We start from the raw sequence: 14542 nt of genomic DNA on the forward strand, positions 1-14542 counted from the left end.
GGCCCACCAGGCGTCGCTCAGCCCTGCATCTGGCCGGCGATCGCCGCTTCGACCTGCAGCTCCGCCTTCGGGTCGAACGGGTTCAAGCAGGTGCTGAAGTCCGTGGCGATCACGCGGGCGCCGACCTGGCGCCAGGAGGCGTCGATGTAGTGGACGCAGGCCTGGCCTCGCACCCGGAACCCCTCGGAGGTGGAGATCCGGGTCAGCGCGGCGGAGGGGGACGCCTCGGCGACCTTCTTCGTCACCACGACCGGATCGACATCGTCGGTGCCGGCCGTCTCCCGGAGCTCGTCCTCGCGCTGGGCGAGGTAGCACGCCTCGTAGGCCTTGGCCCCTCGTGCCTCGACAGCAGCGCTGGCGTCGGCCGGGGTGTCGTACTTCACGATCGTGACGACGAGCTGCCCGTGGATGTGGCCGTCCGCATCGCCGAGGCCCCACTGGCGACCGAAGCCGCCCTGGGCGGGCTTCACGTCCGGCGCGCAGTCGGGGACGGTGTCGGACGGAGGGATGGTCTGCTCGTCGACCACCTGCCACCGGGCCCCTTCCCGGCTGATGCCCTTGATACCGGCCAGGTCGACCGTGTCGGGCACGAACGACTTCAGCTGCGCCGTGAGCGCCTCGGCATCGATCGAGTCCGCGAGCGATCCGCTGCCGTCCGAGCCGCTGTCGACGAGGTCGCTGCCGGCGGCGCTGGACCGGGGCTTGGCGTCGTCGTGGGTGGCGACGACGAACACCATCGCCCCGATGAGGGCGACGACGGCCAGCACGGCCACGATCACCGGCGTCCCCATGCGGGAGCGCTCGGGAGGTGTCGGTGCCATCGGCGGTGGCGCGATCCATCCACCCGTGCCCCAGGCGGAGCCGGGCGGGGGTGGAGGCGGAGGCCCGGCCGCGGGGGCACCCCAGGGGATCGCGGTCGGTGGGGGCGGTGGGGGAGGAGCCGCTGCCGGCGGGCCCCACGGGGTGGCGGCCGGTTGGGCGGTCGGCGCGTCCCAGGCGTGGTCGAGCGGGGGCGGGGGCGCGGCGGGGGCGTCCCAGTCGTGGTGGAGCGGAGGCGCAGGAGCCGCAGGGGCACCCCACCCCGCGTCGGCGGCCGGCGGAGGCGGCGCCGTCGGGGGCAGCCCCGCCGCCGCGTGCGGTCCGGCGGGCTGGGGATCCCAGGTGGCGGGCCCGTCCGGGTGCAGCGGAGCGCCCATCGTCGCCGGGTCCGTCGCGGCCGGCGGGGCCGGCTCGGGAAGGAGGTCGTGGTGCCAGAACGGCACCTCGTGCTCGCCGGGCACCGGGTCGTTCCCGTCGCCGTTGCCGCCAGTGGTGCTCATGGGGCCTTGTATCGGCCGTTCGGCGCCCGCGGTTGAGCGCGTCGTGCCCCGGCGCAGGTCGGAGGCCTACTCCTCGCGGCGGCGGGCGGCCATGGCCCGCTTGGCGTCCATGTCGGAGTCTCGCTTGGCGATCGCCTGGCGCTTGTCGTAGTGCTTGCGGCCCTTGCCCATCCCCAGCTCGAGCTTGGCCCGGCCGCCCTTGAAGTACAGCGAGAGCGGGACCAGCGTGAGGTGCTCCTGGTCCACCCGCGCCTTCATCTCCTCCAGCTCGTGCTGGTGGAGGAGGAGCTTGCGGGAGCGCTCGAGCTCGTGGCCGCCCTGCGCCGAGGCGCTGGAGTAGCCGGCGATGTGCAGGCCGATCAGGAAGAGCTCGCGTCCCGTGAACCGGGCGTAGGCGTCGCGCAGCTGGACCTTCGCCTCGCGCAGCGACTTCACCTCGCTGCCCTTCAGCATGATGCCGGCTTCCCAGGTGTCGATGATCTCGTAGTCGCGGTGCGCTTGCCGGTTGGTGGCGACCACGATGTCGCCGTTGCTCTTGGTTGCCATGACGGGGCGAGGCTACCGGCCGGTCCACCGTTCGGTCGGGGCCGCCCACCAGCCCACTACGGTGACGCCGTGCTGCGCATCGCCCGGTCGGCCCACCTCGACATGATCCGCCATGCGATCGCCGGGCTGCCCAACGAGGCCTGCGGCCTGCTGGGCGGTCCCGTCGGCGGCGATCTGATCTCCTCGTTCGTGCCCACGCGCAACGCCGACCAGTCGGCCAAGACGTACTCCATCGGCGCCGACGGGTTCCTGGCCGCCGATCGGGTGTTCGCCCCGCTCGGCATCGATGTCGTGGGGGTCATGCACTCCCACACCCACACCGATCCGTACCCGTCGCCCACCGACGTCCAGCAGGCCGACAACCCGCTGCTCCTCGGCTGGCACTACGTGATCGTGTCGCTCCGCGACCGGGAGCCGATGCTGCGGTCCTGGCTGCTCGACGATGGCGCCATCGTCGAGGTGCCCGTCGCCATCGTCGAGGCCTGATCCCTCGCGAGACGAGTGTGGGGTCCTCGCCGTTCGCCCCCTAGAATCCCGACCGTCCCAGTCACCTTTCGAGGAGCACGTCGTGGCGGTCTACGCCAGCGTCACCGACCTCATCGGCAACACGCCGATCGTCGACATCAGCGCACTCAGCCCCAACCCGCGGGTCAAGATCTACTGCAAGCTCGAGGGGCAGAACCCGGGCGGGTCGGTCAAGGACCGCGCCGCCAAGTCGATGATCGAGGACGCCGAGCGCGAGGGGCTGCTCCAGCCCGGTTCGGTCGTGCTGGAGTCGTCGTCGGGCAACACCGGCATCGCCCTCGCCATGATCTGCAAGATGCGGGGCTACACGTTCAAGGTCGTCATGCCCGAGAACGTGTCCGTCGAGCGGCGCCAGGCCCTCGAGATCTGGGGCGCCGAGATCATCCCGTCGCCCGCGTCCGAGGGGTCCAACGGTGCCATGGTCCGGGCCAAGGCCATGGCGGCCGAGCACCCCGACTGGTGGTTCCCCTTCCAGTACGGCAACGACGCCAACCCCCGTGCCCACTACGAGGGCACCGGCCCCGAGATCTGGAAGGACCTCCCCGAGGTCACCCACTTCATCGCCGGGCTCGGCACCGCCGGCACGCTCATGGGTGTCGGCACGTACCTCAAGGAGCAGAACCCCGACATCCAGGTGTGGGCCATCGAGCCGCCGCCAGGGGAGATGGTCGACGGGCTCAAGAACATCGATGAGGGCTTCGTGCCGCCCGTGTTCTCCGACTGGGACGGCTACGACCTCCTGGATCGCAAGATGATCGTCCACCCGCGCGAATCCATCGAGTGGATCCGCAAGCTCACCGACGTCGGCCTCTTCGTGGGCATCTCGTCGGGGGCGATCATGGCCGGCGCGGTGAAGTGCGCGGCTGCCATCGACGAAGGCGTGATCGTCACCATCGCCTGCGACGGCGGCTGGAAGTACCTCAGCACCGGCGCCTGGACCGGGCCCATCGACGAGGTCGTCGACCGGGCCAAGAAGATCATCTACTTCTAGCGACATCCCACCCTGGTCCCACCAGGGCGGCAACCTGATCAGTGGGCGGTCCGCCGCGGCGCATCCCAGACGCGACGACGCCCAGGTTCCGGACAGGGACCTGGGCGTCGCGCGTTCTCTGGGGACCTGCGGGTCAGTGGCCCCCGCCGCCGGGAGGCGGGCCGTCGTGGTCGCCCTTGGGCCGACCCTCGGTGACGAACTTGGTGATGCGGTCGGTGGCCGCGGCGTTGACCTTGTCGGCCTGGGCCTGGGTCATCTTCTTGTCCTTGACCGCGGCGGCGGTCTTGGCCTTGGCGTCGGCGACCAGTGCGTCGATCACCTTCTGCTGGTCGACGCCCTTGTCCTTGGCCACCTGGGCGATGGTCTTGCCGCCCTCGAGGGCGGTCCGCAGATCGTCCTCGGAGATGCCGATCGCCTTGGCGGCGACGTCGAGCGACGGACCGAAGCCGAAGCCGCCCCGACCGAAGCCGCCAGGCCCGCCACGGAAGCCACCGGGCCCGCCGAAGGCTCCGGCCGGCAGGGTGCCGTCGACGATCTTGGCCACCTGGTCGGGCAGCGCCGCCTTCTCCTTGTCGAGACGGGCGTTGCCGGCGGCGACGAGCGCATCGATCACCTTCTGCTTGTCGACGCCCTGGGCCTTGGCCACGTCGGCCAGGCTCTTGCCCGCCTTCAGCTGGGTCTGCAGCTGCTCGGTGGTCATGTTGAGGGCCTTGGCGGCGGTGTCGAGGTCCATGCCCATGCCGCCACGGAAGCCACCCGGGCCCCGGTGGTCGCCGCCCTTGTCGGGGGCGGTGCCGGTCTGGCCGGGGGCGGTGGTGCCGTTGGCCGCCGTGGTGGTCGTGGTGGCTCCCGCGCCGGACTCGGCGCCCGATGCCAGCGGGTTGCCGAGCGTGGCGCCGATGAGCGTCCCGCCGGCCAGGGCGGCGGCCATGGCGGCCGCGGCGATCGTCTTCTGCTTGCGCATTGCGTGTCCCTCTGTTGGCGATGGGTCTCCGGGGGCACCTGGAGTCAACCAGGCCAACCTGTGAGATCGCTGTGAGCTGGGGAACATCTTCCCGAGAGCACCATCGGCAGGATCGAGCGCCGGCTCAAGCGGGAAGCGGGGTGGCCGGCGTGCGCGGGAGCGTGATGCGGATCGTCGTGCCCTGGCCGGGGGCGGTCTCGAGGGCGATCGAGCCCCCGTGGGCGGCCACCGTGCCCGCCACGATCGACAGGCCGAGCCCCGATCCGCCCCGGTTGCGGGTCCGGGCCGGATCGGCCCGGTAGAAGCGCTCGAACGCGTGGGCGGCCACCTCGGGCGCCATGCCGTCCCCTCGATCTGCGACCTCGAGCACCACCTGGTCGGTGTCCCCGCGGACGGCGACGCGCACCGGCGTGCCGACGTCGGTGTGGACCCGGGCGTTCGCCACCAGGTTGGCCAGGATCTGGCGCAGGTGGGCCTCGTCACCGACGACGACGGCCGGCTCGGGTGCGTCGAGCTCGATCGGGCGGGCGGGCTCCACCGCCTTGGCATCAGCGACGGCGTCGGCCGCCAGGGCCGAGAGGTCGACGGGACCCATGCTCAGCGGCCGGCCCTGGTCGAGGCGGGCCAGGTCGAGCAGGTCGCTCACCAGCTGGCCCATCCGGGTGGCCTCCTGCTCGGTGCGGCGCATGGCCTCGTCGAGGTCGTGGTCCGTCTGCAGGCCACCGAGGCGGTACAGCTCGGCGTAGCCCCGGATGGTGGTCACCGGGGTGCGCAGCTCGTGCGACGCGTCGGCGACGAACTGGCGCAGGCGCCCCTCGGAGCGGGCTCGCTCGTCGAACGCGTACTCGATGCGGCCCATCATGTGGTTGAGGGCGATGCCCAGCTCACCGGCCTCGGTGCCCGGCACGGTCTCGGGGATCCGCTGCGACAGATCGCCATCGCCGATCGCCTTCGCCACGTCGGTCATCTGCTTCACGGGGCGGACGCCCAGGCGCAGCACCCAGAACGTGACCAGGCCGAGCGTGGCCAGGATGATCGCGGCGGCGATGGCCTGGATGGTGAGGAGCCGGTTGATCGACTCGTCCACCTCGTAGAGCGGCTGGGCGAACAGCGTCACCCGCCGGCCCGGGCCCTCGGCGCGGGCCAGGGCGCGGTACCGCACGCCCGAGCTGGTGGCCCCGACGGTGAACGCGCCCTCGCCCACGTGATCGGTCACCTCGGCCGCGGTGATGGACGGCGTGCCCAGGTCGTCGTCGCTGGTGGTGGGCACGTTGAGGGTGACGAGCCGACCGGTCTGGGGGTCGATGGAGGCGACGTAGAGCGCGGTCGGCGGCCCCCTGCCGTCGTCGGAGCCGTTGTACCCGTTGTAGCCGCGGTCGCCGTAGCGCCCGATGCGCGCCTGGTCGGCCGAGCGGTCGAGCTGCTTGTCGATCTGCGCCACCAGGTTGCGCTCGGTGGCGCGGTTGATCGACAGGGAGGCGATCACCAGCACCACGGCGACGACGGCCATGCCGAGCAGGAGGCGGGCGCGGAGGGACATGGAGGCTCAGGTCCTCGGTTCGCGGATGGTGTATCCGACGCCGCGGACCGTGTGGATCAGGCGGGGCTCGCCGGTGTCGAGCTTCTTGCGCAGGTAGCCGATGTAGGTCTCGACGACGCCGCCGTCACCGCCGAAGTCGTACTGCCACACGTGGTCGAGGATCTGCGCCTTCGACACCACCCGGCCCTGGTTGAGCAGCAGGTAGCGCAGCAGGTTGTACTCGGTGGGCGACAGCGCGATCTCGGCGCCGGCCTTGGTCACCAGGTGGGCCTCGTCGTCGAGGTGCAGGTCGACGCAGGTCAGCAGGGCGCCTTCCTTGGCCCTGCCTGTGCGGCGCAGCACGGCGTGGATGCGCGCCACCAGCTCATCGAGGCTGAACGGCTTGACCAGGTAGTCGTCGCCGCCCATCGTCAGCCCCCGCACCTTGTCCTCGGTGGCGTCGCGGGCGGTGAGGAACAGCACCGGGGTCCGGTCGCCGGTCGAGCGGAGGCGCCGGCACACCTCGAACCCGTCGAGGTCGGGGAGCATCACGTCGAGGACGATCAGGTCGGGCTTCACCTCGGGCAGGGCCTCGAGCGCCCCGCGCCCGTCGGCCGCAGGGTGGACCTCGAACCCGCTGTGGCGCAGCGCCGCCTCGAGCATGGATCGCAGGTTGTCCTCGTCGTCGACGAGCAGGAGTCGTTCACCGGTCACCAGGTGATCGTCGCACCACTTCCTGGGAACTTCCTGGGAACTTCCTGGCAAGGTCCCGCATCTTCGGGAACCCACTGGTCCGAAGGCGGCGGCGGGTGTGTCATGGAGGCGAAGGGATGGCCCAGCGCACCCGCCAGGAGGTGGCGAGGATGCTCGATCCCACAGACTCGCTCGATCCGGTCGATCGCCGGCCCCGGGTCGCGCCTCCGATCGGCCTGGCCGTCGACCCCCGCCGGCCACCCGCCGTGCGCCCGCGCCGCTCCCGCCGGTGGCGGGCGGCGGTCGGGGGGAGCGCCGTCGCGGTGGTCCTGGCGGGCGGGGCGGTGCTGGTGGCGCAGCAGCACGCCCGGTCGGGCCGGCCCGAGACGGTGATCGCCGGACCCGACCCGGCCGAGCTGTCCGACGGCCCCGTGACGGTCCACGCCGCCGGCCTCCAGCTGCGGATCGACGCGCCCCGCGACGCGACCGTGGGCACGAGGATCTGGCTCCAGGTCACGCTCAGCAACAGCACCAACCAGGCGATCACGGTCGCCGGCACCGGGCCGTGCGACGCGCCCGTCACCGCGGCGGTGGTCGCCAGCGGCACGGGTCGCCCGGCCGAACCGTCCGACGGGGCGGCGGCCGCTCGGCCCTCCGGTGGCGGCGTTGGCGGTAGCGGTCCTGGTGTCGGTCCCGCGGTCGCATGGGACGGCAGTCCGGGAACGCTGGCGGCCTCGCTCGGTGCCCTGCCCGCTCCGGCCCGGTTCGGCGACGCCTCCGCCCTCGACTGCGGTGGGCTGGCCGAAGGGGGCTCGGGGCCGATCGCCCCCGGTCGTCCGGTGACGCGCCGCATCCCCATCGACCTCCGGTGGGGGACCGACCGACCCCATGGCGCGTTCGTGATCGCGGTGGACACCGGTCGGATCGGCACCGAGGGCAGCCGCGGGGCGGCCCTGCACCGGTCGCTCCCGATCCAGCTCCACGACAACCCGGTGCGCGCCGCCACTGCCGGGCAGGTGAGCGGGGCGAAGGGCGTGGCCCGGGCGCCCACGTTGGGAACGTGGGTGGTGGCGTCGGGCACGCCGGTCGCGCCGTCGAGCGGGACCGGCCAGTCGTGGTCCGCCGCGCTCGGGTGGTGGAACGGCCGCTGGGAGACGTGGATCTGGCCCCGGCTCGCCTCCGCCTCGACCGGGCGCGACGTCATGCGGATCACCTGGGATCCGGTGCGGCACCGGGTGGTGGACGTGCGCACGATCCCCCAGGGCCAGCGGGCATCGGACGATCCCGACCACGTTCCGGTCGCGGGTGGCCGCCAGGAGGCGATCCGCTACCACGTCGACTGACGGTGCGGGCCCCGATCGCCCAGACCCGGACCGTGCCCCCTGCCGGCCGTAGCCTGGCGCGGTGACCCCGCCCGCCGTCGACGACCGTCCCATCGGGATGTTCGACAGCGGGTTCGGCGGGCTCACCGTGGCCCGAGCCTTCATCGACCTGCTGCCCGCCGAGGACCTGGTCTACGTGGGCGACACCGGGCGGTACCCGTACGGCCCTCGATCGCTCGGGGAGGTGGCCGGGTTCGCTCACGAGATCGCCCGGTTCCTGGTCGACGAGCACGACGTGAAGCTCCTCGTGGTCGCGTGCAACACGGCGGCGGCCGCTGCCCTCGAGGCCCTGCGCGACGAGCTCGACGTGCCCGTGATGGGCGTGATCGACCCGGGTGTCCGGTCGCTGGTGCGGGCCACCGACTCCGGCCACGTCGGCGTGATCGGCACGGTCGGCACCGTCCGGTCCGGCGCCTACCAGCGGGCCGTCGCCGCCTCCGGAGCGGCGGTCGACCTCACCGTGGCGGCGTGCCCGGGGTTCGTGGAGTTCGTGGAGCGGGGGGAGACCGGCTCCGACCAGGTGCACGTGCTGGCCGAGCGCCTGCTCGCGCCCGTCATCGAGGCGAAGGTCGACGCCCTCCTGCTCGGGTGCACCCACTACCCGTTCCTGGCTCGCACGATCACCGACGTGGTCGGCCGCGACGTCGTGCTGGTGTCGTCGGCGGAGGAGACGGCCTTCGAGGCCCTGGCGATGTTCGGTGGCGGACCCGCGGCGCAGGGGGAACCGGCCGCGCTGGCCGCGTCACCCGACCGCGTCGGCACCCACCGGTTCATCTCGTCGGGCGACGTCGACCGGTTCCAGGAGCTGGGCGCACGGCTGCTCGGTCCCGAGCTGGGCTCCGCCGAGCGCGCCCCCTGGGGCGGGTAGCCCGTATCGGTGCGCGCCGGCACCGTCTGCGACGATGGATGCCCGCCCTCCCCACCCGCAACCTCACCAGGAGCCCCCATGCGTGCCGACGGCCGCCAGAACGACCAGCTGCGCCCCATCTCGTTCGAGCGAGACTTCACCGTGCAGGCCGCCGGGTCGGTCCTGGTGTCGTTCGGCAACACCCGGGTGCTGTGCACGGCGTCGATCGACGAGAACGTGCCGCGCTGGATGAAGGGCAAGGGCAAGGGCTGGGTCACCGCCGAGTACTCGATGCTCCCGGGCGCCTCCGCCGAGCGCATCAACCGAGAGGCCGCCAAGGGCAAGCAGTCCGGGCGCACCCAGGAGATCCAGCGCCTCATCGGCCGCTCCCTGCGGTCGATCTGCGACATGAAGGCCCTCGGCGAGCGCCAGGTCATCGTCGACTGCGACGTGCTCCAGGCCGACGGCGGCACCCGCACCGCTTCGATCTGCGGCGGCTACGTCGCCCTCCACGACGCCCTGACCCGCACCATGCAGGCCGGCAAGATCACCACCCACCCGCTGCTCGACGAGTGCGCCGCCATCTCCGTCGGCGTCATCGCCGGCACGCCGATGCTCGACCTGCCCTACGTCGAAGATGCCGGCGCCGAGACCGACATGAACGTCGTGATGACCGGCTCGGGGGGCTTCGTCGAGGTCCAGGGCACCGCCGAGGGCAAGCCCTTCTCCCGAGCCGAGCTCGATGCTCTGCTCGATCTGGCTGAAGGCGGCATCGCCCAGATCGTCGAGCTCCAGCGCTCGGTGCTGGCCACGCCGCCCACCGCTCGCTGATCCATGGCCGAGCGCACGCCGATCGTGTTGGCCTCGGCCAACCCCAAGAAGGCGGCCGAGATCGTCGAGATCCTCGGCTCCCACCTGGAGCTGGTGCCCCGGCCCCCCGAGGTCCCCGACGTGGTCGAGGACGACGACACGTTCGAAGGCAACTCGCGGCTGAAGGCCGTCGCCCTCGTCGAGGCCACCGGCCTGGCGGCGGTGGCCGACGACTCGGGGCTCGAGGTCGACGCGCTCGACGGCGCCCCAGGCGTGTGGTCGGCGCGGTACGCCGGCGAGGGTGCCTCCGACCAGGACAACGTCGACAAGCTGCTGGCCGCGCTGGCCGACCGCCCCGACCCGGCTGACCGCACCGCCCGGTTCCGGGCCGTGGTGGTGCTCCGCTACCCCGACGGGTCCGAGGTGGTGGCCGCCGGCGCGGTCGAGGGCCACATCGCCGAGGCGCCCCGCGGCCCCGGCGGCTTCGGGTACGACCCGGTGTTCATCCCCGTCGACGGCGACGGCCGCACCTTCGGCGAGATGTCCCAGGACGAGAAGCACGCCATCAGCCACCGCGGCCGAGCGCTCCGCTCCCTCCTCGCCCAGCTCGACCACCGCACCGCCTAGACCAGACCCGACCGGACCGGACCGCCAGCCTCCACCGGTCCCACCCCCACGAACTTGTTGCACGGAGTGCTGGGTGGAGCACTGGCGGCAACAAGTTCAGATCTGTGCGTGGTGCCCGCACGAAGTTGTTGCACGGAGTGCTCCATTCAGCACTGGCGGCAACAAGTTCGGTCGGGCGAGTGCTGGACGGGGGTTGCGGTCACCAGTTGCGGAGGTCGACGGGCCAGCGGTCGACGACCTCGTCGCCCCGGGTGACCCACAGCTGCTCGTGCTGGGAGACGGTGGGGTCGACGTGGGCGGGCCACACCGTGACCCGGTCGCCCACGGCCGGGAGGGGAGCGCCGTCGCGCATCGAGAACACCGTGTGCTCGTCGGCGTGGTACCAGATGTCGGCGCCGTCGATCGATGAGTTGCCGTGGTCCATGCCGAGCGCCTTGAGCCCGCCGTCGGCCGTGGCCCACCCGCCCGTGCCGTTCACCGACACGACGGTGAGCTGCAGGCGCATCGCCTTGGCGAAGCCGACGCCGGCCGCCTCGTAGTGCGTGTCCATCAGGGTGAAGCTGCCAGCCTGCAGCTCGGTGACCCAGTGGTTCTTGCTCCAGCTGCCCGTCCCGCCGCCCGAGATGACGTCGCCGCCGACCTGGTCGTGGGCATCGAGGAGCAGCGCCATGGCCGACTCGACCTTGGCGCCCTGGTCGACGGGCTCGGTCATGAGGTGCCCCTCGTAGCCCATGACGCCCCGGGCGACGAGCCCTCGGGCCCGAGCCGCATCGGCCAGGCGGCCAGCGTCGGCCGGGTCGCACCCGCAGCGGGGCATGCCCACGTTCACATCGATCAGCACCTCGTGCACGCCGGCGCGGGCGGCCGCGTCGATGGTCTCGACGGAGTCGACGGCGATGGTGATGCGGGCGTCGGGCGCCCCTTCGATCACGGCCCGCAGCCGGTCGGCGTCGACCACCTCGTTGGCGAGGAGGAGGTCGTCGCCCAGCCCGGCGGCGGCGAGCCCAGCGATCTCGCGCAGCGTCGCCGTGCAGAAGGCGGTGTGGCCGGCGTCGGCTAGGCGCCGGGCCAACGACGTGCACTTGAAGGCCTTAGCGTGGGGCCGCAGGCGGGTGCCCGGCCAGGCCGCCCCCATCCGGGCGATGTTGGCGTCGAGCAGGTCGAGATCGACCACCAACGCCGGCGTGGGCAGCTCGTCGATGCGCATCCGCCGGACCCTACCCACCTCGAACTTTTCGTGAAGTTCGTTGCGGTGCCACCCACCTCACGAAAAGTTCGGGGTGGGCAGCGGGGAGGCGCGAGGGCAGGTGGTGAGAGGGGTCAGCGGGGTTGGCAGTGAGGGCAGGACCAGGTGGTGCGGCCGGCGAGCGGGTAGATGTCGAGCTCGGTGCCGCAGCGGCCGCAGCGGTCCTGCTTGTAGACGAAGCGGCCCTCGCCGCGCCGCAGCTTCGACAGCGGGCGGGGGAGCTCGTCGGCGTCCATCGTGACGATGCGGTTGCGGCGGACCCCGAGCCTCAGCTGGCGGACCGTCTCCGCCCAGAGCCGGTCGAACTCGTCGCGCTCCACCGCTCGGCCGGCGCGGCGCGGGTCGACGCCGACGATGTTGAGCAGCTCGGACCGGTACACGTTGCCGATGCCGGCCACCACGTCCTGCTCCATGAGCAGCAGGCCGACCGGCTTGTCGCTGCGCTGCAAGCGCGCCCAGGTGCGGTCCGGGTCGGCATCCTTGCGGAGGGGATCGGGGCCCAGCTTGGCGGTGACCACCCGCTTCTCCGCGGGGCTGATCGCCCGGGCGAGCATCGGACCGATCAGATCCCACGCCAGCGTCTCGTCCCCTGCGGACGGGTCGGCGGGCTCGAGCCGCAGCCGGGTGGTGGCGGTGGGCGCTGGGAGGGCCCCGTCGACCTCGTCGGGCAGGCGGCGGAACCACTTGCCGATCAGGCCCAGGTGGACGTGCAGCACCTCTCGCGAGTCGAACGTGAGGAACAGGTGCTTGCCCCACGCCTCGGTGCGGCGCAGGACGTGCCCGTCGAGCACCGCCGCGGTGGCCTCGGACCGGGCCTGGGCGCTGGACACGTGGAGCGCCCGCCCGGCGAGGTCGGCTCGCTGGTCTCGGGCCAGTCGGTGGATGGTGTGACCCTCGGGCATGGATCAGGAGGGTGGCAGATCGCCGGTACCATCGGCCACCTCGCCGGCGTAGCCCAATTGGCAGAGGCACCAGGTTTAGGTCCTGGCCAGTGCGCGTTCGAGTCGCGCCGTCGGCACCGAGCCCCCATCAAACTTCGTGTGGGTCCGGGTCGTGGGCGACAGGATCCGTACGAAGCTCGGGGGTGGGCGCGGGGTCGCGGGAAGGCGTCAGGTGGCCGCTAGCCTGCGCCGCTATGGATACCCCGTTCCCGATGCCGACCCTCCAGGGCCCCGGAGGCTTCGACCCCGGCTCCGACATCTACAACCGCCTCCTCAAGGAGCGGATCGTCTTCCTCGGCACCGATGTCAACGACACGATCGCCAACCAGCTCGCGGCGCAGATCCTGTACCTCGACGGGCAGGACTCCGAGAAGGACATCTTCCTCTACATCAACTCGCCCGGCGGCTCGATCTCGGCGGGCATGGCCATCTACGACACCATGCAGTTCGTCACGGCCGACGTGGCCACGGTGTGCATGGGTCTCGCCGCCAGCATGGGCCAGTTCCTGCTGTGCGCCGGCACCGCCGGGAAGCGGTCCGCCCTGCCCCACAGCCAGATCATGATGCACCAGCCCTCGGGCGGCTTCCAGGGCCAGGCCTCCGACATCGCCATCCAGGCCGAGCGGATGCTCTACATCAAGCGCCTCATGGCGGAGAAGATCGCCGAGCACTCGGGCCAGACGGTCGAGCAGATCGAAGAAGACTCCGAGCGCGATCGGTGGTTCACGGCCGAGCAGGCCAAGGACTACGGGATCATCGACAACGTGATCACCCGCCGAGCCGCGCTCGGCGACGACTGACGCACCGCGCGGGCGGGTCCGACGGGGGTCCGCCCCAGCCGGTCCCGCCTCAGCCCGTGGTGGTGGTGCTGCCCGACGTCGGCGGTGCCGTGGTGGTGGAGCCGCCCACCGGAGCCGTCGTGGTGGTGGGGCTGTCGGTCAGCGTGGCGTCGAGCTGCACCCCGCACTCGGTCTTGGCGTAGGCGGCCACCTTGGTGCGGGCCGCGCCCACCTGCTTGTCGACGGCCACCGCCTTGCGCAGCTGGGCGGCGGCCTTGGCGGGATCGGTGGGGTGCTGCTCCACCGCGTCGAGGATGTCGTCGACCAGCTTGACCACCTGGTCGGTCTGGACGTCGATGGCCGACGGCGCGTCCTCGGTGAGCTGGTCGTAGGCGGCGCGCGCCTTGGTGATGCGGTCGTTCAAGACGTCGGGATCGGTCTCGCTGAAGTGGGCCAGCACCGACTCGAGGGCAGGCACCTTGCGCACCTGGGCGCAGAACTTCGCCTTCGAGCCGGTCGGGTGGGAGCAGCCGACCAGGGCGGCCGCGCCGACCAGCGCGGCGAGCGCGATCGAGGTGAGGGTGGCGGGGGAGCGGCGGCGCACGTCAGGCCGCGTGGGCGCCGTGCTGGGCGGCCTCGGCCCGCGTTCGCAGGTCGGCGACGGCGTGGGCCAGACCAGCGGGATCTCGGAACAGCGCGCTGCCGGCGACGAACACGTTGGCGCCGGCCGTGGTGGCGTCGGCGATGGTGCTGGGGGCGATCCCGCCGTCGACCTCGATGTCGATGTCGAGCCCCCGGTCGAGGATGAGGCGCCGCAGCTCGGCGACCTTGGGCTCCATGCTGGCGATGTAGGCCTGGCCGCCGAAGCCGGGGTTGACCGTCATGATCAGGACCATGTCGACCAGGTCGAGGATGTGCTCGATGGCCGAGATGGGCGTCGACGGCACGATGGTCACCGCCGCCCGCGACCCGCCGGCGTTGATCTCGGACAGGCACCGGTGGAGGTGGACGGTGGACTCGGCGTGGATGGTGATCAGCTGGCAGCCCGCCTCGATGTACTCGTGGAGCAGCACCTCGGGGGTGTTGACCATGAGGTGGGCCTCGAACGGCAGGTCGACCGCAGCGCGGCAGGCGGCGATCATGCCGGGCCCGAAGGTCATGTTGGGGACGAACTGGCCGTCCATGACGTCCCAGTGGATGCGGTCGACGCCGGCGTCGGCGAGGGCCCGCAGCTCGTCGCCCATCTTCGAGAAGTCGGCGGGCAGGACCGAAGGAGCGATGTGGATCGGGCGGGGCGCAGCGTCGGTTGGCACCCGGGCATCCTATGGCCCGCCCGCGTACCGGTAGGCTGCG

Annotated in this window: 16 protein-coding genes and 1 tRNA gene; 8 read left to right on the forward strand and 9 right to left on the reverse strand. The window is 72.1% G+C overall.

What is annotated here, in order from left to right; all coding sequences use genetic code 11:
• Positions 1 to 17 precede the first annotated feature (17 nt).
• Both ACPPVX_RS18560 and smpB read right to left on the reverse strand, forming a co-directional pair.
• Positions 18 to 1319 carry a hypothetical protein gene (locus ACPPVX_RS18560; protein ID WP_426572067.1) on the reverse strand — a complete coding sequence of 434 codons (1302 nt, stop codon included), beginning with the start codon at positions 1317 to 1319 and terminating at the stop codon, positions 18 to 20.
• A 66-nt stretch (positions 1320 to 1385) separates the two neighbouring features.
• The gene (gene smpB, locus ACPPVX_RS18565) at positions 1386 to 1865 is read right to left on the reverse strand and encodes an SsrA-binding protein SmpB (protein ID WP_426572068.1); all 480 of its coding nucleotides are present in this window, start codon (positions 1863 to 1865) and stop codon (positions 1386 to 1388) included.
• Between the two features lie 69 nt (positions 1866 to 1934).
• On the opposite strand from smpB, the gene ACPPVX_RS18570 reads away from it, so the two are divergent.
• Positions 1935 to 2351, forward strand: a complete 417-nt coding sequence (locus ACPPVX_RS18570) for a Mov34/MPN/PAD-1 family protein (protein ID WP_426572069.1) — start codon at positions 1935 to 1937, stop codon at positions 2349 to 2351.
• An 82-nt stretch (positions 2352 to 2433) separates the two neighbouring features.
• Positions 2434 to 3381: a PLP-dependent cysteine synthase family protein gene (locus ACPPVX_RS18575; protein ID WP_426572070.1), complete on the forward strand. Its 948-nt coding sequence runs from the start codon at positions 2434 to 2436 to the stop codon at positions 3379 to 3381.
• A 133-nt stretch (positions 3382 to 3514) separates the two neighbouring features.
• Here the strand turns inward: ACPPVX_RS18575 and ACPPVX_RS18580 are convergent, their stop codons facing one another.
• From ACPPVX_RS18580 to ACPPVX_RS18590, 3 genes are all read right to left on the reverse strand, one after another.
• Positions 3515 to 4345, reverse strand: coding sequence for a hypothetical protein (locus ACPPVX_RS18580; protein ID WP_426572071.1), 831 nt, complete (start codon positions 4343 to 4345; stop codon positions 3515 to 3517).
• A gap of 124 nt (positions 4346 to 4469) precedes the next feature.
• Complete coding sequence (locus ACPPVX_RS18585) at positions 4470 to 5885, reverse strand: sensor histidine kinase (RefSeq protein ID WP_426572072.1); 1416 nt, start codon at positions 5883 to 5885, stop codon at positions 4470 to 4472.
• 6 nt (positions 5886 to 5891) lie between these two features.
• Positions 5892 to 6578, reverse strand: coding sequence for a response regulator transcription factor (locus ACPPVX_RS18590; protein ID WP_426572073.1), 687 nt, complete (start codon positions 6576 to 6578; stop codon positions 5892 to 5894).
• Between the two features lie 149 nt (positions 6579 to 6727).
• On the opposite strand from ACPPVX_RS18590, the gene ACPPVX_RS18595 reads away from it, so the two are divergent.
• The 4 genes from ACPPVX_RS18595 (at position 6728) to rdgB (ending at position 10223) form a co-directional block, all read left to right on the forward strand.
• Positions 6728 to 7900, forward strand: coding sequence for a hypothetical protein (locus ACPPVX_RS18595; RefSeq protein ID WP_426572074.1), 1173 nt, complete (start codon positions 6728 to 6730; stop codon positions 7898 to 7900).
• A 61-nt stretch (positions 7901 to 7961) separates the two neighbouring features.
• Positions 7962 to 8807 carry a glutamate racemase gene (gene murI, locus ACPPVX_RS18600; protein WP_426572075.1) on the forward strand — a complete coding sequence of 282 codons (846 nt, stop codon included), beginning with the start codon at positions 7962 to 7964 and terminating at the stop codon, positions 8805 to 8807.
• Positions 8808 to 8885: 78 nt separating this feature from the next.
• Positions 8886 to 9617 carry a ribonuclease PH gene (gene rph / locus ACPPVX_RS18605; protein ID WP_426572076.1) on the forward strand — a complete coding sequence of 244 codons (732 nt, stop codon included), beginning with the start codon at positions 8886 to 8888 and terminating at the stop codon, positions 9615 to 9617.
• A 3-nt stretch (positions 9618 to 9620) separates the two neighbouring features.
• Positions 9621 to 10223: an RdgB/HAM1 family non-canonical purine NTP pyrophosphatase gene (rdgB, locus tag ACPPVX_RS18610; RefSeq protein ID WP_426572077.1), complete on the forward strand. Its 603-nt coding sequence runs from the start codon at positions 9621 to 9623 to the stop codon at positions 10221 to 10223.
• A gap of 199 nt (positions 10224 to 10422) precedes the next feature.
• Here the strand turns inward: rdgB and ACPPVX_RS18615 are convergent, their stop codons facing one another.
• Positions 10423 to 11430, reverse strand: a complete 1008-nt coding sequence (locus tag ACPPVX_RS18615; RefSeq protein ID WP_426572078.1) for an alanine racemase — start codon at positions 11428 to 11430, stop codon at positions 10423 to 10425.
• 113 nt (positions 11431 to 11543) lie between these two features.
• On the reverse strand, positions 11544 to 12371 hold the full coding sequence (locus ACPPVX_RS18620) for an Fpg/Nei family DNA glycosylase (RefSeq protein WP_426572079.1): 828 nt from the start codon (positions 12369 to 12371) through the stop codon (positions 11544 to 11546).
• 42 nt (positions 12372 to 12413) lie between these two features.
• On the opposite strand from ACPPVX_RS18620, the gene ACPPVX_RS18625 reads away from it, so the two are divergent.
• Together ACPPVX_RS18625 and ACPPVX_RS18630 are read left to right on the forward strand one after the other, a co-directional pair.
• Positions 12414 to 12487: transfer RNA gene (locus ACPPVX_RS18625), tRNA-Leu, on the forward strand.
• Positions 12488 to 12604: 117 nt separating this feature from the next.
• Positions 12605 to 13210: an ATP-dependent Clp protease proteolytic subunit gene (locus ACPPVX_RS18630; RefSeq protein WP_426572080.1), complete on the forward strand. Its 606-nt coding sequence runs from the start codon at positions 12605 to 12607 to the stop codon at positions 13208 to 13210.
• A gap of 49 nt (positions 13211 to 13259) precedes the next feature.
• Here ACPPVX_RS18630 and ACPPVX_RS18635 read toward each other — a convergent pair whose 3' ends face one another.
• Both ACPPVX_RS18635 and rpe read right to left on the reverse strand, forming a co-directional pair.
• The gene (locus ACPPVX_RS18635; protein ID WP_426572081.1) at positions 13260 to 13793 is read right to left on the reverse strand and encodes a hypothetical protein; all 534 of its coding nucleotides are present in this window, start codon (positions 13791 to 13793) and stop codon (positions 13260 to 13262) included.
• Position 13794: 1 nt separating this feature from the next.
• Positions 13795 to 14502, reverse strand: coding sequence for a ribulose-phosphate 3-epimerase (gene rpe, locus ACPPVX_RS18640; RefSeq protein WP_426572082.1), 708 nt, complete (start codon positions 14500 to 14502; stop codon positions 13795 to 13797).
• Positions 14503 to 14542: the final 40 nt, after the last annotated feature.

Source organism: Aquihabitans sp. McL0605 (genome assembly GCF_049993875.1).
GTDB lineage: Bacteria > Actinomycetota > Acidimicrobiia > Acidimicrobiales > Iamiaceae > Aquihabitans.